This is a genomic window from Ohtaekwangia kribbensis, from assembly GCF_042676245.1.
Lineage (GTDB): Bacteria > Bacteroidota > Bacteroidia > Cytophagales > Cyclobacteriaceae > Ohtaekwangia > Ohtaekwangia kribbensis.
On sequence record NZ_JBHTKA010000003.1, the window covers coordinates 30,221 to 56,332 of the forward strand.

A 26,112-nucleotide genomic window follows, 5' to 3' on the forward strand; every position below is an offset into this window, starting at 1 on the left:
GAGTTTTAGTTTTTGGGTTGTCTTCTTAGAATTACTGAAAGTATTATACTCACAAAAAAGCCTATGGAAATTCCCTGTACAAAGTAGGTAACTGCCAAGACCGAGATGTTAGTCGTAGGTAACTGCTTTAAATTACGCTCAAAAACTTCTTTTCCTATCCGCTCAACATCCTCCTTCGAAAAAGTGCCCAGGTATTTCGTCATCTCCGTCACATAGGAAGTCATAAATTCTTTCTCTATACTTCCAAATATCGTAAGGCCTATAGATGCAATAACATCTGCCAGTAAAACCACAATGCCGGCACCGATCATACCCTGCCAGAAATATAGTTCTCCATTCTGATAGTAATCGCGTACTTCCTTCAGCGCAAAGAAGATAAAAATACCAAAGAGTAAAATTCTGAAATCCAGGTACGGAGCTATCATCAACGGGTGCGTACCTATATAATATAGCGCTACCATCAGCACAAGTGTAAGCGCACCAGCAACGAGCCCGTAGCGAATGGATATTTTTAATAAGGGAGATTTCATTTCTATACCTATGGATACGAAGACATTAGTCCTCGATACGCTGTTTATTATTGTTGAACACCGCCACTACTTTACCGGTAACTTCTTTACCATACCAGGGCGAGTTCTTTGACTTCGACAAGTTTGTTTTTTCATCCAACGTCCACAAGCGATTCGGATCGAAGAGCGTAAGGTTAGCTTTCTCTTCCACATCGATGCGAGGCATTTCCAGGTTTAGCAACTTGCGTGGATTTACGGTTACTTTCTCCAGCAACACACTCCAGTCTACAGACTTTGACAATGAAACGAGATTTGATCCGAACGTCTGCAGGTTAATGATTCCGAAATCAGCAAGATCAAACTCCAGCTCTTTACCTTCATCTTCATGCGGTACATGACCGGAGCAGATCACATCAATCGTTCCGTCTTTCAATGCTTTGATGAGCGCATCGTTATCCACTTTCTCACGCAGGGGTGGATTTACTTTATAGTTTGTATCGAAGTCTGCCAGGTGACTATCATCCAACAGCGGTTGATAGGCAGCGATGTCGCAGCTTACGTTCAGCTTCTTTTTCGCTGCACGTATCAGTTCAATGGCTTTACCGGAAGATAATCTGGCCATGTGCAAACGACCTCCTGCATAGCCCAGCAGTTCGAGGTTCTTGCTTACCATGATATCTTCAGCAATGCGCGGCATACCTTTCAGGCCGAGCATCGTGCTGTTAATACCCTCGTGCATCTGGCCAAACATATTCAGCCATATATCTTCGGGGTGATCGATGAGCACTCCGTTAAACTTCTGAAGATACTGAAGCGCTTTCAGCAAGATATCGGTATGCCAGATAGGCTTCAGTCCATCGGTAAATGCTATAGCTCCAGCTTCGTGCAGGTCTATCATTTCCGTAAGTTCCTCGCCTTTATTATTTCTTGTTACGGCTGCCATCGCATGGATTTCTACGAGGCGTGTATCGTTGCCGCGGGTGATATAGCTTACTTCATTTTTAGTTTGTATGGAAGGCGATGTATTGGGAAGCACCGCGATCTCCGTAAACCCTCCGGCTGCTGCAGCTTTAGACACGGAATCCAGATCTTCTTTGTGTTCAAGTCCCGGATCGCCTACATAGGTACCGAGGTCAAACCAGCCGGTAGACAGCTTCATACCATCAGCCTTTACAACTTTATCGGCAGAATAATTTTTATCACCGATCTCGGCAATACGGCCGTTGTTGATTAATACATTTTTTTCTTTTTGATGAAAGGGGGAATTGGGATCAAGTATTTCAGCGTTTTGTATAAGAATTTTCATGCTTGTTATTTTTCACCCGTTAGCTCCAGAATGGTTGTTACAATCCTTTCGGATACCCAGGAAATCTGTTCCTGCAAGTTTAGCAAGTATTGGCTTAACAGAAGGTATCAATCCCAGTCTTTTTGCTTTAACAAATACTCCTAACGTTCCTGTGACGGTTAAAACCTAATGACAAGGCTACCTTGCGGGCTTTCCGATCATCAACAATTACAAGCGTAACAGGAATTTCCAATGCTAAAGCGAAAGCGCTTGCTTCTCCCTTATCGACAATCTGTTGCAGCGTTTTTTGCAGAGAATTCTGAGATACCTCTCTTACCTCAAGCCTGTCGGGCAAGGAACTGCCGTACTCTTGTGCTACTTCTTCCGGAACAATTATTTTTTTATAGCTGGTGCGTAAAAGATCGAGTTCATTAATCTTCGTTAAAAGAATCAAACAACTCGTGTCTGAAATTACAATCTCAGGCATTTTTTATATCGGCCATTAAATCATCAACGGAGTCACCAAAAATAGAAAAGCCATACTTGCCCATCCTTTCAATGAAGGCGCGTTTGCTAAGGCCGGCCAGATCAGCCGCCTGGCCCAGGGTAAGTTTCTCACGCTCATATAGCTCACCCCCCAGAATTATTTTCAATTCTGTTTCGCTTATATTCTCTGGTAATTCAATACTAACTGTTTTCACAGGTTAATATGTTTAAGTTTTACCATCAATATTTATTTCAAAAAACGGATCAGTAATACTTCTGTTATAATGAAGAGCAATGCCAGCAACAATGCGTACTTCCACAAGGGCGTGCCCAAATATCGCTCCTTTATTTCGTTGCTGAAAGTATCGGATGTTGATGCTGTAAAAATGCTGATGTTATTTCCTCCACCCACTCTTGTTTTTATTTCTTCACCCGGATATTGGTCCATGAGCGATTCTTCCTTATCCAGGTTAAAAGCGAGCAAGCCTATAGTGTCGCGCTGCGAAGCAATTTTATAGAAGCCCTGCTCGATCGAGAACTTGGGAACTTCCATAAACACACGGTCGCCCACTTTACGCTGGCCCGGTATAACTTCTTCTTTACCCACTAACTTTAACGGTTCATCATTCTTTATACTATCCAGTCGCAGGGTAATTAAATTCTCGCGCAGGGTATAATAATGTTTGGTTTCATTTCTACGCGCACTCGCAGCGATGCGATACATTACCGGGACAAACAATGCATGCTGGTGAAAATCAGTGAAGTCGCGGTCGAGCGCACTGGCCAGTATATATATCTTGCCACCACGATTGAACAGTGAAAGGAAAGGCAGATCATTTTTAAATCGAAGTATAGCCGCGCGATCGTTGCCCCAGTCGAGCACACGCGAAGCTTTCGGCATAGCGAGTGATATCGATTTTTCTTCAAACACATTTTCAAAAAACGGGTTTGAAAAATCAGGTCTGTCCAGGTCAGCCAGTTCACCTTTCGGAGCAGCGTTCAACCCCGCCACCTGCGCCAGATTCTTCAGGTTGTTAACATCAGGTTGGGTACCCGGCACCAGTAACAATGTTCCTCCTTTATTGATATAGTCTGACAGTGCATTCGTCAATGAAGGATCGACAGTATTCAGTCCGTTGACAACCACAAGATCCGCCTGCGCCAGTTCGTTATAGTTAAAATTACTCACAGCAAAACCATGGTAACTAAATACGAGCTTGTTACCATATACTTTCTCGACCGGTGTAGGCTCATTATCTTTTTTAATCTCTACCACCTTGATCTTGTCGGTAAAATTCAGCGCGAAGAAAAATTCGTTATCGAAACTTACCGGGAAATCATTGAAGGTTATCTGTGCCTTGTTGAGTCCGGTTAATCCGGTGGCCAGATCAAACGTAGTTTCGGCAACACCACCTTGTGGCACATCCAATGTAGCGGCACCGGATTGTATATTGTTAATGGTCAGTTTAAGACTGAGTTGGTCGACATCGCGTTTACCATCGTTCCGTACTTTTACACGCAATACATTTTTCTCGCCACTGGCAGCAAACGGATTTTCGAGATAAGCAGAATCGATAAATATATTCGACAGAGATGCGAAGCGAATCGGCACCAGGTGCCACTGCGTTGCCGAGTCAAGCGTTGTTGGTATAGCGCCCAAGGTTGATTTCTGAAAGTCTGATATCCAGAATACTTCACGTTCATGGGCTGCGCCTTGCTGGCGGATGCGGTCTGTTACTTCCTGCATGGTTCTGCTTACAGGCGAGAGGCGCACTTGTGTGAGCAGGTCGAGTATCTCCGATTTTGTTTTGAACGAATTCGAAAACGGAGCAAAGTCGTTGGTGATGAGCTTATACCGGGTATCAGGCGGAAACAGTGAGACAATATTTTTTACAAAAGCAATTCCAGCATCAAGGCCGCGCACTTTGTCTTCCATCTGTGCCGACATGCTTTGCGAGTTATCGAGGTATAGAACAATAGCATGGTCGTTGGTCAATTGATTTTTAGCGGGGATGATGGGCTGGCAAAATGTGATCACCAGAAAAAACAGGAACAGCAATCTGGAAGCGAGAATAAGATAGTGCTTCAGCCTGCGCTTGGCTGTAGTGGCTTCCTTTACCTGTTTCAAAAAACGGTTATTGGAAAAATAGATCCTGGTTGTTCTGCGAAAATTAAAAAGGTGAATGATGATCGGAACAGACAGCACACCCAGCGCCCACAGAAAAGAAGGATATAAAAAATTCATCAGCGATAAAGTTAATAGTTAAACGGCTATTCATTCACGGTAGTGTCTATAATTTGACTAACGACCGCCTCCTCCTGCCCATAAAACTTTCGCCTGCCACAGCAACATCTTAAAAAAGAATTCAGGGGTCAGGCAACGACCGCTGCGAAGATGGCATTTCTATCTATAAAACCACAACCCCCAAACCGCTTGACTGAAGAAGACCTCGTTAAAAAATGTAAGCAGGGCAACGGCAAAGCACAAGAGCAATTATATAAATGCTATGCTGACCGATTGTACCGGCTGGCCTGTCGGTACATACGAAGTGATGCCGATGCCGAGGATGTGTTAATGACGGCCTTCACCAAGATATTCCGTGGCCTTGACAACTTTACTTACCAGGGCGCAGGAAGCACGGAAGGATGGATGCACAGGATTGTGGTGAATGAATCGCTGATGTGGCTGAGAAGAAGACACAACTTTAACCTGACGGAGAGTCTGGATGCCTCTATACCGGAACCCGACCTGCACGCTTTCAGCGAGCAGGAGGCTGAAGATGTTTATCAACTCATAACCCAACTGCCCACAGGCTACCGCACGGTTTTCAACCTGTTTGTAGTGGAAGGCTATAACCATGCGGAGATTGCTGCGATGCTGGAGATCACGGAGAGTACTTCGCGGTCGCAGTTGTTTAAAGCTAAAGCACTTTTAAAGAAAATGCTCACCCAAGAAGGATACCATTATGGAACATAACACCGAAAAAAATATTCGCCTGAAGGTTCAGGAAGCCGAGCAATACCCTGTCCGTTGGAACAAGGACGAATTATGGACTCGTATGGAGATCCATCGCACTGCCACAAGATCCAAGCGACCGGTATACTTTTCGATAGCCGCCACCTTAACGGTTGCTGTATTGGCCGGAGTATATATTTACCAACAGACATCCTATACACAGGGTAAAGCAATACCGTCAGGCGGAATAAATTCTGCGCAACCGGCTATAGTAAATTCACCACTTTCTGAAAGTAAAGATATACCGGCAAAAATTGAGACCGTTACACCAGGAAACGCTATAACACAAAACAGTGCCCGAATCAGAATTGAAGAAGAGCCCTATAGCTCTGCAGCTGCATTGCAAGCAACATTCCGCGACACGGCAACTGTAGCGAACCAGGAGATGACTACCCCGGTAACCATACCCGAAAGTGCACAACAGGAAGTTGTCACAGATGTTGATAAACGACCGAAAGTAATTATAGGTATAATTCCTCCGCAGGAGCAACCACTGGTAACGCAGCTCGAGAAAAAGAAAAAATTCAGATTTCTAAAAGGGAAGTCAACGAACGGAGAATCCGAGGGAAGTCAACTCATCATCGCCAGGATGAACTAATCATTCACTATAATTTTAATACAAATATTACTGAATGCCTTGTGCACCGGCATCCAGACAGTATAACTATATCTAAATTAAATAACAGAACCCGAAATCACTTCAGATCATGAAATACTATAACATTATATTCATCCTTGTCATTACCTCTAGCACATTGAACGCACAAGTGGTTAATTATTCTTCAGGCCACGGACGCCACGAGAATATATACCGAACCAAACGCGATGCTATTAATTACTATCCGGATTCTATTCGCGTGGAATTCCCGGAGCAGGAATCGCTTGTAGTGTTTGAATTGAAGCGATTCGAAAATCACAGCTCGTTGATCGAGAACTTTCCGGCTACACTACAGGAACTGGATGGTTATCTTGAAAAAAGTATCCCGGCTCATCAAAAAGGACAGGCGGTTACGATACGCGTAGTTAATAAACTGAACAATGAAAAAGAAATTACGATAGAAGAAACAAAACCGCAGACTACCGTCTTGGTAAAGGATCAGCAAATTATACAGTTGCTTCCCCCGGGTATAGAAATCTTTTTACAAACTGAAACGGCTAAAGTATATCTATATATCCCTGAGCGAAGCAAGTTGCGTGAACTTGCCAGTAATAACTTTCCACAAATCGTATCACGCGTTCGTGAGGAATCAAAAAATTACTACATCGGCCGAAAAAGCTTCAAGGCCAGGTTCATTATGCAGAACAATACCATAAGCTATAGCAACGTATTGCATACGGAAATGCACGATTTCCTATACCTCACAGCCGGTGCTGGTGTAGGTGTATTCAGAGATAAATTTTATCCCGAGCTTTCGCCCTCTATCGGCTTAAGTTTCAGTGACCGCTTCAACCGAACCAGCCACAAGATAGAGTTATCTTATTCCAGTATGTTTCTGCTGGAAAATAAAAGCGAAGGAGGCTATACCAACTCCATTAGTTCCTTCCTCGGCATTACGTATCGGAAAAATTTTGGCAAACATGGAAGCCGTCCTATGTGGTCAGGTATAGGTGCAGCCGTTCTTGTGCATGAAACTGAAAACTTTTTTAAAGGAAAAACTGCTAAATTTTTCTTCTTTTCAGATATCGGTAATACGCGCCTCAACATTATACCCGAATTTTACCTGACGGAAGACTTCAGAAAATTGCAGTTCGGCATGAAGCTAACCTATGCTTTTTAAGCTATATATACCTTCGCTATAAATATCCTAAGAAGCCTGGCACCACAAGAGCCAGGCTAATTTTAGAGTAGCACAACACGAAGGCTAACGTTTACAGGCTAACGATAACTAACAGCTAACTTTTTAATCTCCTTAACTTCTATTCTTATTTTCCACTTAACATTACCATATCATTCACGCTGATCTCGGTGATATAGCGTTTCTCTCCGGTGGATGTTTCATACGTGCGATGCACCAGTTTACCTTCTATAGCGATCTCGTTTCCTTTCTTTAGATATTGGGCAGCTATATCTGCGAGGTTATCCCACAGAACGAGGCTATGCCATTGCGTCTCCTCTACCTTCTCTCCTTTCTGATTACGGTATGTACTATTCGTAGCAATTGAAAAAGTTGCCAGTTTTTTACCGGTGTCGAATGTTTTTACCTCTGGATCTTTACCCAGACGACCGATGAGTTGTACACTGTTGCGTAAGTTTGCCATATATGTATTTATATTTATTGTTGCGTTAGCTAGTATTTTATCGAACCACTTCGTTGGTGATTGATGATGCAAAGTTGGGAGCTAAACAAATTTATAGTCGTATGAAAAACGGATACTTTCGCTTACTTTCGTTTGTAGCCGTTTGTAAACGGATAGTTATATGCCAGGTATAGTTGAAAAGAAGTGCATTGAATGTGGTACTGCCATCAAAGGCAGGGTTGATAAAAAGTTTTGCTCTGATCAATGCCGGAGTTCCTTTAACAACAAGCTTAACAGTGATGACACCAATCTGATGCGTAACGTCAATAATATACTACGCAAGAACAGACGCATCCTGTTAGACCTTAACCCGGATGGCAAAAGTAGAGTAAGTAAAGAGAGGCTAAACGCCAGAGGCTTTGACTTTAACTTCTTCACCAGTGTTTACAAAACGCGCGAGGGAGCGCAATACTTTTACTGTTACGAACAAGGATACCTGGCTATTGAAAAAGATTATTACCTGCTTGTTCATAAAAAAGACTTCTGACTCATATAATATACCACATAATCAGGTATAGATATACATAACTACAACAAAAATCATCTATAGGCTACGAAAACAGCCTTGTATACCTACATAAACCTACATGAAAGCCACCTATACCCTTCGTTTCCAGGGTAACTTTTATAACTATAGGGAGGCATAGCGAGCGGAAGACAGCTCTGTTAAAGGGTTTGCAAAGAATCGCAACTACACAACACGGGGTGGCTATAGCTTTGATGGTATGATCTGTTTTGAAAAAAACCGGACACCTTTTTGGTTAAAGTCTTGCCCCTTACAAAAAATAATATTTACTTTAATAACATTCATTGTCTGTAAATCAAATAAATCTTCAGTTACCCCCCTTTTTTTGGTGTCAGACGGTGAAAAGCTTAGATGTAATCAAAGATGCTCCAGTATCCTGATCCTGATACTCCCTGTGGAATAAATTGGTATTGCCAGTTGTCAGCAGGCAATATGATGGATATACCGTTGTCATTAAGTTGTGTAATGCCTGACTACATTCTTAAGACTTATCGTAAAATCTATCGGAAGGGAATATTGCCCTTTAGCATGCATGGACTGCGAGCAGCAGCCACTACGTTATACCCAGGGTATATACAGATAGGAAGCATGCTTGAAAAAGCTATAGCAGCGGAAGCCGGTGGACACATTCTATACCCAGGTTCCCATGCCATGGTAAACGTGGTTTCTATACCGATGGCTAAACGCTATAGTATAGGAAACCAGAACCGCAACGGTGTGACTATACCCACAGGGCATCTTCACGCCTGACCCTTAACTCTGAACCCTTTACCTTTAAACTTATGGCTACACTACAAAAAAGCAAACTGAAACTCCTGCCGGGAGAAAACTGGAAAGAACTAAAACTGAAAAAAGGAACATCAACCAAGCGTTATGCTGTGTCTGACAAAGGACGCATCGTTAGCTTTAAAAAAGAAATTGAAGACGGATATATATTGAAACCGCGTTTAACGCAGGGCTACCCAAGTATAACCATTGGTCGTGAAGACACCCGCCAGAATTACTATATACACCGGCTTGTGGCAGAGTACTTTAATAAGCCCACCAACAACAAGAATGCGTTTGTTATTCATGTTGATCACCGCAAAGACAATAACAAAGCAACCAACCTGAAGTGGGTTAACCACGAAGCACAAATCGAGCATGCCAAGCGCGACCCCAATGTACTGCAGCGCCTCAACCCTGATGAAGGACCGAAGCTTACACAAGACAAAGTGAAGCAGATAAAAGTAGCGCTCTTCAAATCGAAGAAGCAACCAACTTTGAAAGCACTTGCCAAGCGCTTCCGGGTTTCCGATATGCAAATACACCGCATCAAAATCGGAGAGAACTGGGCACACGTAAAAGTGTAACGGCTTCTTTATATTTGCTGTCGTACTAAACCATTTTACAAACAACCATGCGCAATACTTTCCTTGCGGGAATACTATTTTGTTTTATTTCCTCATCAGCCGTTTCACAACTAAAAACACTTACACCTGTCTCAAAGCCCGAAGAAGTTGGTTTCGCAACGGACCGGCTATCCCGAATCGATAAGGTGGTTAATGAATATGTAACCAACCAGTCGATACCAGGTGCTGTTGTGTTGATTGTACGCAATGGCAAAATTGTATACCACAAAGCGTATGGCTATAGCGATGTAGAAACAAAAACACCTTTAAAGAAAGATAACATCTTCAGAATTGCATCGCAGAGTAAAGCGGTTACAGCACTGGCAGCACTTATACTTTTTGAAGAGGGCAAGTTTTTGCTGGACGACCCGGTTTCAAAGTATATACCGGAATTTAAAAATCCCACGGTATTAAAAACCTTTAACCCGAAAGACAGCAGCTATACTACGGAGCCAGCCAAAAGTGAAGTAACAATTCGTCAGCTGTTCACGCACTCTTCCGGTATTGACTATGCCGCTATCGGAAGCAGCGAGTTCAGAGCCATATATGCAAAGGCCGGTGTACCCAGTGGTATAGGAAACAACAATGCTATACTCGGAGAAAAGATGCGCATACTCGGAAAACTTCCGTTGAGACACAACCCGGGAGAGAAGTGGACCTATGGATTAAACAACGATCTGCTGGGATACCTGGTGGAAGTCTGGTCAGGAATGCCGTTCGATGAATTTCTGAAGAAACGCGTTTTCGACCCGCTCGGCATGAAGGATACATATTTCTATTTGCCGAAAGAAAAACACAGTCGTCTCGTTACATTATATACGGATAAAGATGGCAAGATTGTAAAGCCTCAGGCAAAAGCTTACGACAATGTTGATCCTGACTATCCGAATACAGCAGGAACTTATTTCTCAGGAGGCGCTGGTCTTTCTTCAACGGTTGAGGACTATGCTAAATTTCTGCAGATGTTCCTGAACAACGGACAGTATAATGGCGTTCGGATACTCAGTCGTAAAACTATTGAGCTGATGTTAACTGATCAACATATTAACGGCTCGCATGTAGGTTTGGGGTTCGGACTGGAAACTGTTGAGAATGATTACCAGTCTATCGTATCGTTGGGGTCGTTCTCGTGGGGAGGAGCTTTCAACACACATTACTGGGCTGATCCAAAAGAGAAGCTGATCGGACTCATCTTTACCAATGTATATAACAGCGCGCACTGGGCCATTGGTGATAAATTCAAAACGCTCACCTACCAGAGCTTTGCAGATTAAGATATAGTATATATCTCTCCGACAGATTTGCCGGAGAGATATACTATAAGTTTTCTTTTATCTTCTCTTCTAATTCCTTCTTCTCGGCAAGTCCGGTTTTCGACCATACCTTTTTACCCTTTTTGTATAGCTGCAGCGTTGGCAGTGCATCTACCTTCATCTTCTTTACCAGCACTGAATTTTCATCAACGTTGATCTTGAGCAGCGTTACCTGGTCAGGGTATTGCGTGACTAATTCCTCCAGCCAGGGAGCCATCTTCTTGCAGGGAGCACACCACTTTGCATAAAAATCCACCAATACAATTTTATCGGTATCTACATTCTTCCCGAAGTCTGCTTCCGACATGCCCGGTAAAGATTTTTCGCTGGCCTCAAATGGTTTATTCTGCGCGGTCCACTGCATCATACCGCCATCCATTTCATATACCTTGCTAAAACCTTGCTTACGCATATACGCGGCAGCCTTCGCACTTCTTCCTCCGGAGAGACAGTAGACCAGAATCGGTTTTGTTTTATCAAGCGCAGCCACCTGCTTCTCAAATTCGTCACTGTTGATATTGATGTTAAACGCTCCCTTAATATGATTCTTCCTAAACTCTTCCGGAGTCCGCACATCTACCAACTGACTTTCGGGCGTTTGATTAAGCTTTGTCTCAAACTCATCGACCGAAAGCTGTTGCTTGTCCTGAGCATGAACTGCTGACAGCAGAATCGTCATTGCCAGAATCGTCAGACCTATTTTTTGTAATACATGCATGTTGTGTACGTTTTAAAATGCCTTTGATCCTGCAATAATACAATTCCATTTCCGATTTAGTTCTATGACGCGAGCGTCCGGGCGACCACCGCCCCGTGCTCCTCTCCGGCATCTGCCATTGTTCTAAAAACAAAAAGAGTAAGAAGGCATGCCTTCTTACTCTTTACATATATACAACGACAGTATGACTACTGTTTCAAAAACCTTTTCACAGCCATACCTCGATTACTGCGAATGATTGCTATATATATACCCGATGGTATTGATGATACTTCAATCGCCCCGGCCTTCAGTTCACCGTTGAGAATTTCCTTACCGGCAACATCTGTAATTTTTATAGGCGCTTCGCTTACACCTTTCACCCGTAACTCATGCTTCACTGGGTTCGGGAAAATTTCAATCGGAGATTCCGATTCTGCTGCGAATGTTTCCGGTGCCGCAGTTCTCGCTCCGGAACAAGTTGTTCCAACGGTATAGCTATGCGGATTGGCACTGGAGTTACGTTCTGTAGTGGTATTGCCCACGCGATAGGTAAAGTAAAATGTAAGCGCACTGCCATTGCTTTGTGCCTGTGAGAAGGTAAAGTCGCTGCCCGATTGCGTCATCGGGTATCCTGCATAACCACCACTGCCTACTTTTACATAGATGATGGAAAGTGTACTTCCCTGTATTGGAGACAGCGGTATAAATTTCCAATTAACATTGCCGCCTGATGTAGATACTTCATAGCGGTAATCACCATTCGCTGCAGTACCGGTGCATGCGGTGCTGCTGGTACCCGGTGTTCCATATACCTCGAGCTCATAGATAGAATAACCGTATGCTGTGCCCCGCGCGGTACCATTGACGCGAACATAACGCCCACTGCCACTCAGGCCGGTGTGATCGTTTACCAGTGCTGTGTTATTGGTAATTGTTTTTATCGATGTCCATGAAGAAGCATTAGACGACACCTGTACCTGGTAATCTTTACCGTATGCTGCCTCCCAGGTAACTTTTACACGGTTGATATTATAGGTTGCTCCAAGATCAACATAGATCCACTGCGGATCACTGAATGCACTTGACCACCGTGTAGTGCCATTGCCGTCCACTGCGGCTGCTCCGGTTAATGTAGCGTTCTCTGTCGATGATACAGTAACTGTTTTATTCAACGCAAGATTGGTCGCTGCCGCATTTACCGTAATGGAAACAGAAGATGATGTAGTGGTTGCGTTACCATTATCCGTTACTTTTGCCGTGAGTACTTTGGTACCTGGTGTAGCACCTGTCCATGTATAGGTATAGGGGGATGATGTATCTTCACCCAGCTTTACGCCATCGGCATAAAATTCGACTTTGCTTACCGAGCCGTTGGCATCAGCTGCGGTTGCGTTTATCGTAATAGACTGTCCTTGTATAAAAGTTGCACCGGCAGTTGGTGATGTCATCGACACAGTAGGCGGTGTATTCGTAACAGCACCACCACTATAGTATATATTGTCGATAAATATATCTACGTTGGCAGCAGGCGGATCGGCCACTACCATAAACATCTGCTTGACGGAGTATAGATCAAGATTATAAAAGGCACTGAAGGGTATAGATACTTCATGCCAGTTACCATCGCGAACCAGTCCATACTGCTGTCCGCCATTCACAAAGTCAATCCAGCTATCACCAAAAGCTGTACTGATGCCGACTTTAAATGTAGCGGTTGATGAGGTCTTCATGTGGAATTTAAGATGACCACCGGCAAAGCTGCTCATGTTCTTATAGTCAGTAGCAACACCAAGTCCAAACCACGCACCTGCATTGGCACGATACGCCATTACCTGGCTGCCTTCGTACGGAGTCGCTGATATGGGAGTAAGATTATTCCAAAGGTATAAATTGGCGTCTACCCCGTACGTTAGCTGGTTATTCACCGGAGTATTTTCCGTATATACACCAAAGGTTCCGGATTGAGCATTCGCGCTTCCCAGGTATAACGTGCTTCCGCTGTTCTGGTATAAGCGTATATAGTCAATCTCCATTTTTCCCGGCAGTGGCGCAGTTATACCAGCCGCAGACATCACACCTGTATAGGTTCCGCCCACAGCGAGGTTAAGGATCAGATAGTGTGGTATATGAAATTCTTCCAGCGAGCCTCCCGCTATATCCGATATAGCGAAGTCAAAGAACTCAATGTTGTCGATGAAGACACGGATGAATTGTGAATCCCACGTGAGTTTATAGATATGATAGCCTGTGGTAAGATCCGTTGCACTGGTATAGTCTTCACCGAAGTCAGCTTGCGATCCCTGGTAATCCCAATGCACGGCAGCACCGGCTCTCCGGTTTGTAACACCCGCAGCTATAGCAGCAGCTGATCCCATCTCCATCATATCAATCTCTCCGTTAGCAGGCCAATTGCCTGTAGTGCCCAACATCCAGTATGCCGGCCACAAGCCGTTCGCGAGATTCGGTACCTTAATGCGTGCTTCAAGTGTACCGTACTTAAAATGCATGCGACCTTCTGACTTGAGACGTGCAGAAGTAAATTCACGTGTCTGAAAATTTTCACGCTTGGCTTCAATCACCAGGTTTCCATTCTCAATACGCGCGTTATCAGTGCGACTGGTATAGTATTGTAACTCGCTGTTGCCCCAGCCACATAAGCCACGCTCGCAGCCATCGCCAAAGTCAAAGGTCCATTTGTTACCATCGATGGAAGGGCCGTCAAAGTTATCTTCCCAGACCAGTGTCTGAGCATATAGTGTTGCCGAGGCCAGGCAAGCCATTAAAAGTAGCCACACCTTTCGCAGGTGTATCGTTCTGTAATTGCTGTTCATACATTTTGGGTTTACTGGTTGAACTCTTAACACAAACGTTTGTGTTAATCCAAAAATGAACAAATACAGCCGGGCAAGTCAATTAACAGACTACATCAAAACTGTCTCAGCAGAAAGAAAACGACTACATCAATACTACATCACAATTGAGTAAATCATTGAATACAACCAGTAAGGGCTAGTTCGTTTATTGATGTTGGAACAGGGGCAAGAATTAGAAGTAAGAAGTAAGAATTAGATTCCGATAATCTTCTTACTTCTTACTCCTGGCTTCTTACTTCTAAAATAAGTTTGTACATCTATCTATACTCCAGGTATATCTTTATCAGTGCTTGAATCGCGGTGTGCGAATCACGCGTTGCTTGCGGATGTCGACAGTTTTGTTTTTGGGATACTTTACAGAAAACGACACTATATACTTCACGACTTCACCGGCCTGTATATTTCGTATCCATTGCAATCGTCCAGACGGTTTATCCAGTTCGGCTCCGGATATAGTAGATGTTTCCACGGTGATATCACTCTCCTGGGAAACAGGAATCTGGTCCTGTATCTTTATATTGATCGGTGTCTTGCGATTGTTTTTTACCTGGATCTCATACACGAACGATTCATCGCGCTTTGAACCGATCAATTTAGTAGAGGCTTTGTCTTCAATTTTCGCACGACCAATCAATACCTGATTATCGCGCCCGAGTGAAAGTTCCAGCGTGTCGCTCATCAGCCGTGTATCAATCTGCGATTCGCCTATATATGTATTTCCAAAGTATACATTGGCTATACCGCTGATCAGGTTTAATTTCTCCCAGCCGGTAACTTTGGCAATCAGAAACGCACTGAGATCAACTTTCGGAATCGCGAGGTATTCAAAGGAAGCATTCAATGTCTCATCGATCAGGTCGAGCTGGTGGAATTGTCCATTTGCCAATACCGATTGCTGTTGCTTAATCGGAAAAGATGTACTTAATTCTTCTGCTGCTATATCTTCAAAGTCTGCGGCCGCAGGATCTGAAAATTGGTTCTGGTTTACTTGTGCCATGCGGTTCTGAAGCAGACCTTCATTCGCATTCGAAGAATAATTTAGTGTCCACGCAGTCAGGTACGGTCGCGAAGCAGCAAGCGAAGGATCGCTGGTTGACAAGGTAAGCTTTACATCTTTCCAATCAACTGCAGTATTATTATATACCTGCGCTTTATACTTGAGTGTAACCGGTTTATTAATATCAGAAGCTATCAGATCATACGAAGCAACCCAGCCCGCTTCCGTTACCAGGTAACGAATTATAAAGTTTGCCGTCTGGTCTTTATCAGAAGCAATGGTTACTACAATATGCTTGCGCGCTGTATTTATGCTTTCACGCATGGATTTATACCGTGCTTCCAATATCTTCAACCGCAGGTCGTGCACTTTGCTTTTCCGGCTAAGCTCAGTCAGTGCATTGTTGATCTTTAATGTTCGCTCTCTGAAAAAATCCGCTGCGCGTGTCAGTTCAGCCAAAGGAACTCCGCTCTGTGTTCCTCCCAGACGCTGATTCTCCGTCAGCATCTTTTTCTCAAACTGCAAGGCATCTTCCTGGTTGTGGATAAGCTCTAATTTATCGGTGACTTCCGTGATCGAATCGTGTATCACCTCTAAACGAACATCATGCTCCTCTATAGCATTCTCGGTTGAAACCGACAGCAATGCTACATTATCGACTGATACCTGCACACTCTTGCTATTAACGTAAGGAGACAGTCCTTTAAAAAGGATGGTAGACCTTCCTTTCTTCACGGGTATTTTCTCAACACTGACAATCTCGGCACCATTCAGAAAAACAGTTACCTCTTGCATTTGCGTATTTACTGTATGCTGGAGGCTGGGTTGAGCATACATGAATACCGGGAGAAAGATGCCAGCGAAAATACTGCTGATCAGTTTGTTCATAGGGGTAGTAGTAATTTGAAATGAAAGTTATATAATGTCAAAGTTGGAAAATTATCGTAAAAAGAAATCACTTATTACCGGGAAGAAATACATACTCCTATATTTACAGAATCAACACACAATTACCCGCTTCATGAAAATAAAATTTCTATTTGTTATCCTTCTGTCACTCTGCTTCGGTTGCAAGAATAATGCGTATGTGCCAGACGACAAATTTGTTGGTGTCTGGGAACTGAAAGGCAGAAGCATGTTCGAGGGTATCCAGATAAAAATTGAGCGAAAGGAAGACAAGTTTACCGGAAGGCTGTTCAAACTAAACGACAACAAGTTTATCAGGATGTTTGCAGACTCGAATGATGTGTGGGTATCTGAAATAAAACGCGCATCAAATTATCAGTTCAGACTAACGGAAAAGAAAATTGCCCGCGATCTTTTTTCACTATACGGATTATCCACTTCACAGGAATTCAAGATAGAGTTCATCGATGACAATACCATTGGTCTCGCGTCTGATAGTGCCGATCCGCTGAAATCACAAGTTACCTACAAACGGGTTCAATAAACGCTTCGTCTTAATCTTCATCATTAAATTATAGTAGTCCCTTGAAAAGTAAATATATACTTCTCTCACTCCTGTTATTGGTTATCGGCTGTTCGAAAGAAAAAACGGAGCGTGAACGCTACGAAGAAACAACTTCTAGTTTTACCTATAAAACATATAAAGCAGCATCGGCTACAACAGTAGGCCCGGCCGTGACACTCTATAATCATGAACTTCCGGATACTATAGCACCGGTAAAAACAGAGTATGCGCACTTGCTGCTGGGCTATCTCTGGACGATCTCCAAGAAACCTGCCATGGCTTTTGCTGAAGCTGACCTGGCACAGGAAAGTACAGATGAAGATGTCCGCTACCTCGCACAATCACTGCGCTCAATTGCTATGTACGAACAAGGATGGGACACACTGGCACGAGAGGAATCTCAACTGGCGAAAAGTCAATTGAGAAAATCAAAATCAGAGGTTCAATATGAAGCCACTGTATTCTATATGTTGCTCGGCCTTGTCAAAGCCTATGAAAAAGATTTCAACCAGTCGAAGTTCTATTGGGCTGGTTTCGCCAATGAAACCGGTATACACTGGCCTTACCAGTTAACCGATGCTATTGCCGATCTGCAGGCAAACCGCTTGCAACAAGGCCTACAAAAGCTCAAAGTGCTTTCACAGGATAAAGCTGTTCCTGAATCATTACGCATAACACTGGCCGAACAAATCGAAGCCATTGAAAAGAAAGGCGGTGATGTAGAGTCTCCGTTTTTCTGGCCAAAGCTCATTTCATCACTTGTAATAGACGAATTGAAAAAAACTTCGAGCGGACAGCTTACGGGCTTACTGAATATGCTGGAAGGACTGATGGAGAAGTTACCGGGGTAGCAGAAGTTAGAAGCCAGAAGTAGGGAGTAAGAATGGTTGCCTGTATTCTCCTTACTTCTTAATTCCGGTTTTCCAGTATAAATTCCCGCCCAACCGCTAAACCCTTCCATAGCCTTCTGCGTGAACAGGAAAATAAACTCCTGATCTATGTTCGGCATCATCACCCGCCTGAAGGAAACAAACAGGCTTCCTATCCTTCTTATCTTTTCGCTTACTACTATACTCTGTGTAACACTGGTTGCTTTCCGGGTACAGTATACCTCCAGGGTCACATTTGTATTTTTAGTATGGAATATATTCCTGGCTCTCATCCCCTACATGATCTCCACACTGCTGGTGCTATACCACCACAAGGTGAAGCGCTCGTTCTGGCTTTGGATAACTTTTGCCGTATGGTTGTGCTTCTTTCCGAATGCTCCCTATATATTAACAGATCTTTTTCATCTTCGTCCACGAACTGGCGTTCCGTATTGGTATGACCTAGCCCTTATACTTTTCTTTGCGTGGAATGGATTGATGCTCGGCTTTGCCTCCATGATGGACATACAGGCTGTATTCACCAGCCGGTTTCATCCAGTTGTTGGCTGGATCATTTCCATTGGTAGTTTATTGCTGGCCGGTTTTGGTATATATCTGGGTCGCTACCTGCGTTGGAACAGCTGGGATGTCGTGTCGGCACCGACCGAACTCCTCAACGACATAACAGCGCGCATCCTCAATCCGCTGGCACATCCGCATACTTATGGTGTAACTATTTTATTCTCTACCTTTCTGTTACTGGGCTATATATTATTGCTTCAGTTCTCGAAGGTTTATACGAGAAGGTCGTAGTATATAGCGCAATTAAAATCCATTGCACTGAATACACGGAGAAGACATAGAAATCACAAAGAAAATTCCCCTGTGATACTTTATGCCTTCTTCGCGATTTCTTTGTGTTTATGGATTTCATTCACTAATTAGTATACAAGTCCCGCGAATGCAATTATACCTATCGGACCAACAGGACCAATTTGACCAACACTTGCACAAGCTGATCTGCCAACCGGTTATGAACTACAGCCATGCGCAGCTGCATGAGCAGGTAACAACAATCGGCTTAGGTGCAGTAAAGTCAATAAAAGATATAAACCCAGATATACTATTTCAGTACAAAATTTTTCCGAAACACATCATGACATTCCTAACGCAGTGGCAAGAGGAAGATAGAGAAATGCAGCCGGGTGATACGATTATACAACAGGTATATATTCCTCCAATAAATAGCGTATCACTTAAATTGATTTTTGGCGTCCGTATTCAGTCGATCATTCACGAAGCAGCACGCATAGGGTTCAGCTATGAAACTTTGGAAGGACATGCTGAACGAGGTATATCTACCTTTACAATCGAACAAACAGGTGAAGAAAAACTAATCTTCAAGATTCATACTTTTTCAAAACCCGGTAATATTTTCGGCAAATTACTTGCACCCGTTTTTTCGTTACCGTACCAGGCATATTGTACGCGCGAAGCGTTGAAGAATGTTCAAAGACAACTATATATAGCATAAAAAAGTCGTCCGCTTGCGCAGACGACTCATCTCAAAAAACCACTTAACTTAACCTTCTCTTATTCTTCACCTATCTGTATCTTTCGGTTATACCCGCTTGATAATTCATTGTACGGCAATTGAACGATCAATTCATTTTCTTCAAAATCAGCTTTGATAGCGCTGATGTCAATGAAGTACGGTATGGTCTTGTTATATACTACCACCGGCATATTAATTTTCTTACCTTCAGATTCGATCGGAATAAGATAAAAAACCGAGAGTACATTGTTGTGGATTTCCACTTGCATGGAATCTCTGCTGATGCCTGGAACGCGAACACGTACCTCACGGCCACCAGACTGCTGACGTAATGTAACAACCGGTTCGCTGATACCTCCATGCAACGTATTCAGAACATCCACGGAAGTTAATAAATCCTGAAATTTCTTTTTCATCTGTTATATCTCCCTTCTTGGTCTTACGTGAATCAATACCTATACCAATTTATAGCTTCAGCCAAAACGACACCGCATTAGACAATTTGGCTATATTGAAAACTGAAATGCTACTTGATTTTACAAACATAAATTACCTGTTGAACGGTTCACCCATTCAGCAACAAGGCTGGAAAATTTTATCGGATACGAATGCGCTGGCGAAATTAAAAGCCTTTGATGCTATACTGGCAGGAACGTTGCCGTTGGACCTATATCTGCCAGACAGTGACCTGGATATTATCTGTTATGCTGAAGATCTGACACACTTTGAAAAGTATATCACACAAGCGTTCGGTATGTATAGCGATTACGAATGCACAATCAAGAACATTCGCCAAACACCTTCCGTTATAGGAAGGTTCCATTATAACGATTTTTTATTTGAGATCTTCGCGCAGCCGGTTCCTATTCAAAATCAATATGCTTATCGGCACCTGCGGATAGAATATTTTTTACTGAAACAGTACGGAGAATCATTACACAAACAAGTATTGGCGCTAAAGCAAGGCGGGCTCAAAACAGAACCGGCATTTGCAAAAGCTTTAAAGCTGACAGGCGATCCCTACGAAGCATTGCTCGTATTTGAAGCACAGATATCATCCGTGTGAAAACAAAAATCCCCGGCTCTATAAACCAGGGGATTTCAATACTATCAGGTATATATATAATTACCAGATGAACGTACCGACAGAGCTTGCAGCCAGGCTTGTCTCAAAACTTTTATCGTGCGCTCGTACGGCAAATTCCTTGGGCACATCACTATCGTTCACAACGATCAATACCTTTTTACCATCCGGGGTTATAAAAGCAACGTTATGCAGTGCATCAACAATGTTCGAAGCTATACGAACGGAGCCGGGCCGAACAAACTTGGATGCTTGTGCAATGATATAGTATGAAACGTTGCGGCTAACAGAATCGCCAATGGTTAGTGCGCCCATACACATGGTACATCCGCCCTCATCGGTATGCGGATTGAATTCAGGATCAGCCGCGAGGTTCCACTCTAATACCGTACGGCTCCAGTTTCGGGTTGCCCCCACAATCAGTTCTTTGGTATGCCAGCGCAGATCACCATCAAATGTACCTTTTGGCGATGTCCACTGTTCGGTAAAGTATATATTCCTGTCCGGGTGTGCTTCATGTACTTTTGATAATGCACTTATCTCGCCCAGGTATAAATGGAATGCAGAACCATCGATATACTTCTTCGCTTCCGCATCGTTCAACACAGTTATCGGGTAATTGGGATGATCGCAGTTATGATCATATACTACAATCTTTGTCTTTATACCAGCTTTCTCAAACGCTGGTCCTAAATGTTTCTTTACAAACAATGCTTGCTCTTCGGCCGTCATTAACATGCTGGGTTTATTGCCGGGATGCTCCGGCTCATTCTGCAATGTAATGGCATCGATGGTAATACCTTCGGCCGCCATGGCCTGTATATACTTTACAAAGTAATTCGCGTATGTCTCATAAAATTCAGGTTTGAGACTTCCTCCCTTGGGGCTGTTGTTGGTTTTCATCCACACAGGTGGCGACCAAGGACTCCCCATGATCTTTATATCCGGATTGAGTTTCAAAATCTCTTTCAGCACAGGCACCAGGTTCTTCTTGTCTTCCGCAATGGTAAAGTTCTCAAGTGCCTTATCGGTTTTGCCGGCAGGCATGTCAGCATACGAAAACACATGATCATCCAGATCAGAAGCACCTATACTTACCCGCAGATAGCTTATACCTATGTTATTACCATTGGTAAGAAATAACTCTTTGAGAAGCGCTTCGCGTTGAGGTGCAGTCAACTTCTGGTTGATGTGATAAGCACTGCCACCGGTGAGCGAATAGCCAAAGCCATCGATGGTTTGAAATTGCTGCGCGGTGTCAATATCTATAACGGGAAGGCTATCCGCCAATGTAGTAAACGATACACCGGCTGTTTTTTTTAACAAGGCCGATTTGTCACCGGTTGTAATCCATGATTCTACCTCGGCTTCAGCAGACGTTGATTCAGTTTTCTTTTCGCAGGCAACAAACGCAGTTGCCAGCAGCAGCATATAGATCCTGGAGCGGTAATGTTTCACACGTAGTAGGGTTAAAAGGGTTGCAGTTATATCACAAAATAGAACCTTGAAATATATCTGTCGCCATTTAAATATACCGAAGGTCAATATTCGTTATAGCTGTAAGTTTGTCGGGTTATCAACATAACCATGATGCATTTCGCCACCGAACAAGGGTTGGTATGTATTTTATCAAATGTTATTATGAGATGTACATTTTTAAATATTCCCATACATCCGAACGACCACTTTGTGAGACAATATTGCTATACTTGTAATATCGATTATTCTATATGGAAAGTTTATCTCCTGTAATCACCACTGTTAATCTTTCTAAGACCTACGAGGTGCCGGTTTTAAAGAATATTAACCTGACGGTGCATGCCGGTGAAATCATCGGGTATGTTGGCCCGAATGGTGCCGGCAAAAGTACAACGATCAAAATCCTGACCGGTATTATTCCGGATTATGATGGCGATGCGTTTGTATTGGGATTGGACATTCGCAAGGATGCTATTGAAGTAAAAAGGAGGATCGGATATATACCGGAGAATGCTGCGCTATACGATACCCTTACCCCGATCGAGTATCTTCATTTTGTAGGACAGCTCTATAAAATGGAACGCGCTGTTGTCGATAAAAAAGCAAAAGAACTTCTGCATGTTTTTGATCTGAGTAATTATGTTGATTCACGCATGACTACCTTTTCAAAAGGTATGCGACAGAAGGTGTTGCTGATCGCGGGGATGATTCACAACCCATCTATACTATTTCTGGACGAGCCGCTTTCCGGGCTTGACGCCAACGCTGTGATTCTGGTAAAGGAGATTCTGACGCAACTGAAACGAAGCGGTAAGACTATATTTTACAGTTCACACCTGATGGATGTGGTTGAAAAAATTTCGGACCGCATCATGATCATCAACAAAGGAGAAATGATTGCCAACGGTACATTTGAAGAACTGAACACGCAGGCGAAAGGATCGCTCGAAACTATATTTACCGAGTTAACGGGCAACAAGGAGCACAGCAGTGCTGCAGGCCAGTTTATTAACATCCTGGAAAATTAGTTTACTATATATAGCTTCACGTTCTGCCGAAACGAATATGAACACTACCCTCCTCCGGTTTCTGGATTTGTTCCGCTGGCTGTACCAGCGGCTTGGTGTTGACTATGAGCAACTGCGATCTATTGTCGATATAAAGCTTACGATGGACAGCAGGCGGCAGATCGTTTCCTACAATCGCAAAGCCAGCAAGGAACCCAGCAATGCTTTTGTAAAAACACTTATCGTGTATTGTCTCTTCGGAATATTTGTGGCACTCGCGCTATATTTTATTCCTTCCTTTATATTGTCGCTGATCGTGTTCTTCAGCTATATCATAGTAATGATCGCCATGACACTGATCACTGATTTTTCATCGATCCTGCTGGATACCAGCGACAACACGATCATCCTTCCGCGCCCGGTAAACGGACAGACATTATTCGCTGCGCGCCTCACACATATACTGCTATACCTGGGTCAGCTCGCGATCGGGCTATCCATTTTACCGGCTGTTGTTATCATCATCAAATATGGTTTTGTTCTGTTCCTGTGTTTCCTGGTAGCCACTACGTTGTCGGTTCTTACGGCTGTGTTTCTCACCAACAGTCTGTACCTGGTCATTATGCAGTTTGCCAGCGAAGAGAAGCTGAAGAATATCATCAACTATTTCCAGATTATGATGGCTGTATTCATCATGGGTGGTTATCAGATTCTGCCGCGTCTGATGGAACGAATGGACATTAAAAATTATGTATTTGAAACCCAGTGGTATCATTTTTTGCTGCCGCCTGTGTGGATGGCCGGTGCATTGGAGTCAATTCATTTTCACCTGTACGATAGTGCGCACATAGCGTTGCTGTTCTGCGCTGTTGTGCTTCCTGTAGCGGGGGCTTATGTGGTGAATAAATATCTTTCACCGGTCTTCAGCAGAAAGCTTGGTTCTATGGGAGCAGGCACAGAGAAGGTTGAGAAGGACAGGAAAGAAAAGGAAAGTTTTATAGAGCGCTTGTCATCGTATATTACCACGAACCCGATGGAACAGGGAGCATTCGATCTGATCTATAAAATTCTGGGACGCGACCGTAAGATCAAACTCAAGGTATACCCTTCCTTCGGATATGTGATAATTTTCGGATTAATCTTTATGATGCAGGGTAAAAAAGATATAGTTGAGACCTGGCATAATTTACCCAACACCGAGTATCACATCATGCTGATATACCTTACGTTTATGGTGCTGCAGGTAGCGTTGCATGAAATACCGTACTCCGATGACTTTAAGGCGAGCTGGGTTTACTTTTCAACACCGATTGATAAGCCTGGAGAAATTCTATCCGGAACATTGAAGGCTGTATTTGTGCGCCTGTTTATACCAGGTTATGTTGGTATCAGTATTCTGATCCTGGCGATCTGGGGAATACGCGCAGCTGATGATATACTGTTCGGCTTCTTTAACAACGCCATCATGTTGCTGATTCTGGCGCTGATCAATAAGCGCGAATTGCCGTTCTCAATCGCACCAAACCTGCGTAGCCAGTCCGGGAACGTTGCGCGTGCATTTATAGCTTTCCTTATAATAGGAATACTCGGCTTTGGACATTATCTACTGTCCAAATGGCCGAGTATTCAATTGGGCACGATCGCCGTGCAAATAGGTTTGATATTTCTGCTGCTTCGTTCCTATAAAAGAACGGGCTGGAGTTCTATTACTCTTTAAAGCGCAGTTTGAAATATAGCAGCGTAGAAGCAAGCATCAACGTAAGCATATTGGCAGCAATTACAGGAATATCCTGCACCATGATGCCGTATATAAGCCACAGTGTAACGCCCAGACAAAAGATTGAGAACATACTCAGCGAAAGGTCTTTTGCCGAACGTGATTTCCACGTTTTAATAACCTGTGGCAAAAAAGCGATCGTTGTACAACCACCAGCAAACAATCCTAAAAGTTGAATCATATTCATAATTCTGTAAGAGTCTTAATTCTTGTTTTATATATACACGACAAAATTAATCAAACGTTGCGGTGATCGACCGTTCATGTAATTTTATTGCTATACTTTCAACTTAAAACGATTGCAGAAATTATTGTCTCAAAAGCGATTGCATTTCATGCATCAACGTCCATCTAGATTTTAACTTTTCCTCCGGTTTGAATGGCGCGGTAGATTGCTTCGATCACTTTCAAATCTTTCAGTCCCTCCTCTCCGCTTACATTGGACTCTTTGTTTTCAAATATACATTTGGCAAAGTCATCCATCTGCGCGGCCTGGTGATTTACGATGGGCAGGTTGAGCGGGCCCTGATGTGTTTTACCCGCGAGCGGACCGTAGCCGTAGGCAGGGTTCAATTCCAACCAGCCACTTTCTGCAGATATATACAAGCGCTCGATGTAAGATGCATAGCTTGTCATAGAAGATGCCACAGCACCGCTGGGGAATTCAAGCTGCCAGAATATTGTCTCATCTACATCTTTGAATTTAACGGGATCTGTTTTGAATTCCTGCGCTGTTACACTAATTGGTTCTTCACCGGTAGAATAACGGGATGCCTGTATGGCGTAAATACCAACGTCCATCATGGCCCCACCACCGGCAAGTGCTTTCTTCAGACGCCATTGTGTCGGGTCGCCAATCTTGAAACCAAATGACGACTCCACCATCTTTACTTTTCCAAAATCGCCTTTACCGAAGCGTGCAGCTTCCTGGTTGAATGGTTCAAAATGTAAACGATACCCTACCGAAAGTTTTACTCCGGCTTTCTTGCACGCAGCAATCATCTCTTCCGCTTCCTTTACCGATACAGCCATGGGCTTTTCGCAAATAACATGTTTGCCGGCTTTGGCTGCCCTGATTACAAACTCGCGGTGCATGGAGTTGGGTAACACTACATATACTACATCTATATCTTTGTTGTTAGCAATGCGATCAAACGTTTCATAGCTATATATACTCTTGTCGGGAAGGTTGTATTGTTTTTTCCACTTCTCTGCTTTGGCGGGCGTACCAGTAACTATACCGCCCAGCCGGCAGTACTGCGATTTCATTATCGCAGGCGCTAATTGAAACTCGCTGTAATAGCCAAGCCCTACCAGGGCAATGGAAATTTTCTTGTCTTGAGGTATAGCCCTGGCATTGGAAATGATGGAGGGCGCGGTTAGCAGAGCAGTAGCACCGAGACCTAGTCGTGCTATAAAATCTCTTCGTGAATAATGTGGCATATAGTTGGGTTTGAGAAATTAAATTAGTGATTT

General features: G+C 43.5%; 28 protein-coding genes. 14 read left to right on the forward strand and 14 right to left on the reverse strand.

Annotated features, from left to right (window positions below):
- Positions 1-5: 5 nt before the first annotated feature.
- The 6 genes from ACFQ21_RS10590 to ACFQ21_RS10615 are packed head-to-tail and all read right to left on the reverse strand — an operon-like array spanning position 6 to position 4,525.
- Positions 6-530 carry a DUF4199 domain-containing protein gene (locus ACFQ21_RS10590; protein WP_377578741.1) on the reverse strand — a complete coding sequence of 175 codons (525 nt, stop codon included), beginning with the start codon at positions 528-530 and terminating at the stop codon, positions 6-8.
- Positions 531-555: 25 nt separating this feature from the next.
- Positions 556-1,815, reverse strand: coding sequence for a dihydroorotase (locus ACFQ21_RS10595; protein ID WP_377578743.1), 1,260 nt, complete (start codon positions 1,813-1,815; stop codon positions 556-558).
- Positions 1,816-1,827: 12 nt separating this feature from the next.
- Entirely contained in the window at positions 1,828-1,926 is a 99-nt protein-coding gene (locus ACFQ21_RS10600; RefSeq protein ID WP_377578745.1) for a hypothetical protein, read from the reverse strand.
- Positions 1,927-1,942: 16 nt separating this feature from the next.
- Complete coding sequence (locus ACFQ21_RS10605) at positions 1,943-2,281, reverse strand: hypothetical protein (RefSeq protein ID WP_377578747.1); 339 nt, start codon at positions 2,279-2,281, stop codon at positions 1,943-1,945.
- Positions 2,274-2,495: a UPF0175 family protein gene (locus ACFQ21_RS10610; protein ID WP_377578749.1), complete on the reverse strand. Its 222-nt coding sequence runs from the start codon at positions 2,493-2,495 to the stop codon at positions 2,274-2,276. Before ACFQ21_RS10610 ends, ACFQ21_RS10605 begins: the two co-directional genes overlap by 8 nt.
- Positions 2,496-2,527: 32 nt before the next feature.
- Positions 2,528-4,525: a BatA domain-containing protein gene (locus ACFQ21_RS10615; RefSeq protein ID WP_377578751.1), complete on the reverse strand. Its 1,998-nt coding sequence runs from the start codon at positions 4,523-4,525 to the stop codon at positions 2,528-2,530.
- 189 nt (positions 4,526-4,714) lie between these two features.
- On the opposite strand from ACFQ21_RS10615, the gene ACFQ21_RS10620 reads away from it, so the two are divergent.
- From ACFQ21_RS10620 to ACFQ21_RS10630, 3 genes are all read left to right on the forward strand, one after another.
- On the forward strand, positions 4,715-5,257 hold the full coding sequence (locus ACFQ21_RS10620) for an RNA polymerase sigma factor (RefSeq protein ID WP_377578753.1): 543 nt from the start codon (positions 4,715-4,717) through the stop codon (positions 5,255-5,257).
- On the forward strand, positions 5,247-5,894 hold the full coding sequence (locus ACFQ21_RS10625; RefSeq protein WP_377578755.1) for a hypothetical protein: 648 nt from the start codon (positions 5,247-5,249) through the stop codon (positions 5,892-5,894). The genes ACFQ21_RS10620 and ACFQ21_RS10625 overlap by 11 nt, the downstream gene beginning before the upstream one ends.
- Before the next feature lie 109 nt (positions 5,895-6,003).
- Positions 6,004-7,074 carry a hypothetical protein gene (locus ACFQ21_RS10630; RefSeq protein WP_377578757.1) on the forward strand — a complete coding sequence of 357 codons (1,071 nt, stop codon included), beginning with the start codon at positions 6,004-6,006 and terminating at the stop codon, positions 7,072-7,074.
- A gap of 145 nt (positions 7,075-7,219) precedes the next feature.
- Here the strand turns inward: ACFQ21_RS10630 and ACFQ21_RS10635 are convergent, their stop codons facing one another.
- Positions 7,220-7,555, reverse strand: a complete 336-nt coding sequence (locus ACFQ21_RS10635) for a single-stranded DNA-binding protein (RefSeq protein ID WP_377578759.1) — start codon at positions 7,553-7,555, stop codon at positions 7,220-7,222.
- Positions 7,556-7,715: 160 nt separating this feature from the next.
- On the opposite strand from ACFQ21_RS10635, the gene ACFQ21_RS10640 reads away from it, so the two are divergent.
- From ACFQ21_RS10640 to ACFQ21_RS10655, 4 genes are all read left to right on the forward strand, one after another.
- On the forward strand, positions 7,716-8,081 hold the full coding sequence (locus tag ACFQ21_RS10640) for a DUF2116 family Zn-ribbon domain-containing protein (RefSeq protein ID WP_377578761.1): 366 nt from the start codon (positions 7,716-7,718) through the stop codon (positions 8,079-8,081).
- Between the two features lie 567 nt (positions 8,082-8,648).
- Positions 8,649-8,870: a hypothetical protein gene (locus tag ACFQ21_RS10645; RefSeq protein ID WP_377578763.1), complete on the forward strand. Its 222-nt coding sequence runs from the start codon at positions 8,649-8,651 to the stop codon at positions 8,868-8,870.
- A gap of 32 nt (positions 8,871-8,902) precedes the next feature.
- A complete protein-coding gene (locus tag ACFQ21_RS10650; protein WP_377578765.1) occupies positions 8,903-9,472 on the forward strand; it encodes an NUMOD4 domain-containing protein in 570 nt (189 codons plus the stop codon).
- 47 nt (positions 9,473-9,519) lie between these two features.
- Positions 9,520-10,785: a serine hydrolase domain-containing protein gene (locus ACFQ21_RS10655; RefSeq protein ID WP_377578767.1), complete on the forward strand. Its 1,266-nt coding sequence runs from the start codon at positions 9,520-9,522 to the stop codon at positions 10,783-10,785.
- Between the two features lie 43 nt (positions 10,786-10,828).
- Here ACFQ21_RS10655 and trxA read toward each other — a convergent pair whose 3' ends face one another.
- From trxA to ACFQ21_RS10670, 3 genes are all read right to left on the reverse strand, one after another.
- Positions 10,829-11,542, reverse strand: a complete 714-nt coding sequence (trxA, locus tag ACFQ21_RS10660; protein WP_377578769.1) for a thioredoxin — start codon at positions 11,540-11,542, stop codon at positions 10,829-10,831.
- Between the two features lie 188 nt (positions 11,543-11,730).
- Positions 11,731-14,355: a galactose-binding domain-containing protein gene (locus ACFQ21_RS10665; protein ID WP_377578771.1), complete on the reverse strand. Its 2,625-nt coding sequence runs from the start codon at positions 14,353-14,355 to the stop codon at positions 11,731-11,733.
- 325 nt (positions 14,356-14,680) lie between these two features.
- Entirely contained in the window at positions 14,681-16,282 is a 1,602-nt protein-coding gene (locus tag ACFQ21_RS10670; RefSeq protein WP_377578773.1) for a DUF4139 domain-containing protein, read from the reverse strand.
- A gap of 133 nt (positions 16,283-16,415) precedes the next feature.
- On the opposite strand from ACFQ21_RS10670, the gene ACFQ21_RS10675 reads away from it, so the two are divergent.
- From ACFQ21_RS10675 to ACFQ21_RS10690, 4 genes are all read left to right on the forward strand, one after another.
- Positions 16,416-16,844, forward strand: coding sequence for a hypothetical protein (locus tag ACFQ21_RS10675; RefSeq protein WP_377578775.1), 429 nt, complete (start codon positions 16,416-16,418; stop codon positions 16,842-16,844).
- A gap of 41 nt (positions 16,845-16,885) precedes the next feature.
- Complete coding sequence (locus ACFQ21_RS10680) at positions 16,886-17,716, forward strand: hypothetical protein (protein WP_377578777.1); 831 nt, start codon at positions 16,886-16,888, stop codon at positions 17,714-17,716.
- A gap of 147 nt (positions 17,717-17,863) precedes the next feature.
- Positions 17,864-18,547: a DUF1361 domain-containing protein gene (locus ACFQ21_RS10685; protein WP_377578779.1), complete on the forward strand. Its 684-nt coding sequence runs from the start codon at positions 17,864-17,866 to the stop codon at positions 18,545-18,547.
- A gap of 220 nt (positions 18,548-18,767) precedes the next feature.
- Positions 18,768-19,268, forward strand: a complete 501-nt coding sequence (locus ACFQ21_RS10690; protein WP_377578781.1) for a DUF1990 family protein — start codon at positions 18,768-18,770, stop codon at positions 19,266-19,268.
- A 59-nt stretch (positions 19,269-19,327) separates the two neighbouring features.
- On the opposite strand, the gene ACFQ21_RS10695 is transcribed toward ACFQ21_RS10690, so the two are convergent.
- Positions 19,328-19,705 (reverse strand): hypothetical protein, encoded by a 378-nt coding sequence (locus ACFQ21_RS10695; RefSeq protein ID WP_377578783.1) that lies wholly within the window; start codon positions 19,703-19,705, stop codon positions 19,328-19,330.
- Positions 19,706-19,812: 107 nt separating this feature from the next.
- Between ACFQ21_RS10695 and ACFQ21_RS10700 the strand changes: the two genes are divergently transcribed.
- Positions 19,813-20,355: a DUF4269 domain-containing protein gene (locus ACFQ21_RS10700; RefSeq protein WP_377578785.1), complete on the forward strand. Its 543-nt coding sequence runs from the start codon at positions 19,813-19,815 to the stop codon at positions 20,353-20,355.
- A 60-nt stretch (positions 20,356-20,415) separates the two neighbouring features.
- Here the strand turns inward: ACFQ21_RS10700 and ACFQ21_RS10705 are convergent, their stop codons facing one another.
- A complete protein-coding gene (locus ACFQ21_RS10705) occupies positions 20,416-21,804 on the reverse strand; it encodes a glycoside hydrolase family 30 protein (RefSeq protein WP_377579656.1) in 1,389 nt (462 codons plus the stop codon).
- A gap of 299 nt (positions 21,805-22,103) precedes the next feature.
- On the opposite strand from ACFQ21_RS10705, the gene ACFQ21_RS10710 reads away from it, so the two are divergent.
- Entirely contained in the window at positions 22,104-22,880 is a 777-nt protein-coding gene (locus ACFQ21_RS10710; RefSeq protein ID WP_377578787.1) for an ABC transporter ATP-binding protein, read from the forward strand.
- A 37-nt stretch (positions 22,881-22,917) separates the two neighbouring features.
- Positions 22,918-24,576, forward strand: coding sequence for a hypothetical protein (locus ACFQ21_RS10715; protein ID WP_377578789.1), 1,659 nt, complete (start codon positions 22,918-22,920; stop codon positions 24,574-24,576).
- On the opposite strand, the gene ACFQ21_RS10720 is transcribed toward ACFQ21_RS10715, so the two are convergent.
- Both ACFQ21_RS10720 and ACFQ21_RS10725 read right to left on the reverse strand, forming a co-directional pair.
- Positions 24,566-24,817 (reverse strand): SemiSWEET transporter, encoded by a 252-nt coding sequence (locus ACFQ21_RS10720; RefSeq protein WP_377578791.1) that lies wholly within the window; start codon positions 24,815-24,817, stop codon positions 24,566-24,568. The two genes, ACFQ21_RS10715 and ACFQ21_RS10720, sit on opposite strands and share 11 nt — an antisense overlap.
- A 170-nt stretch (positions 24,818-24,987) precedes the next feature.
- Positions 24,988-26,079, reverse strand: a complete 1,092-nt coding sequence (locus ACFQ21_RS10725) for a Gfo/Idh/MocA family protein (protein ID WP_377578793.1) — start codon at positions 26,077-26,079, stop codon at positions 24,988-24,990.
- Between the last annotated feature and the right edge of the window lie 33 nt (positions 26,080-26,112).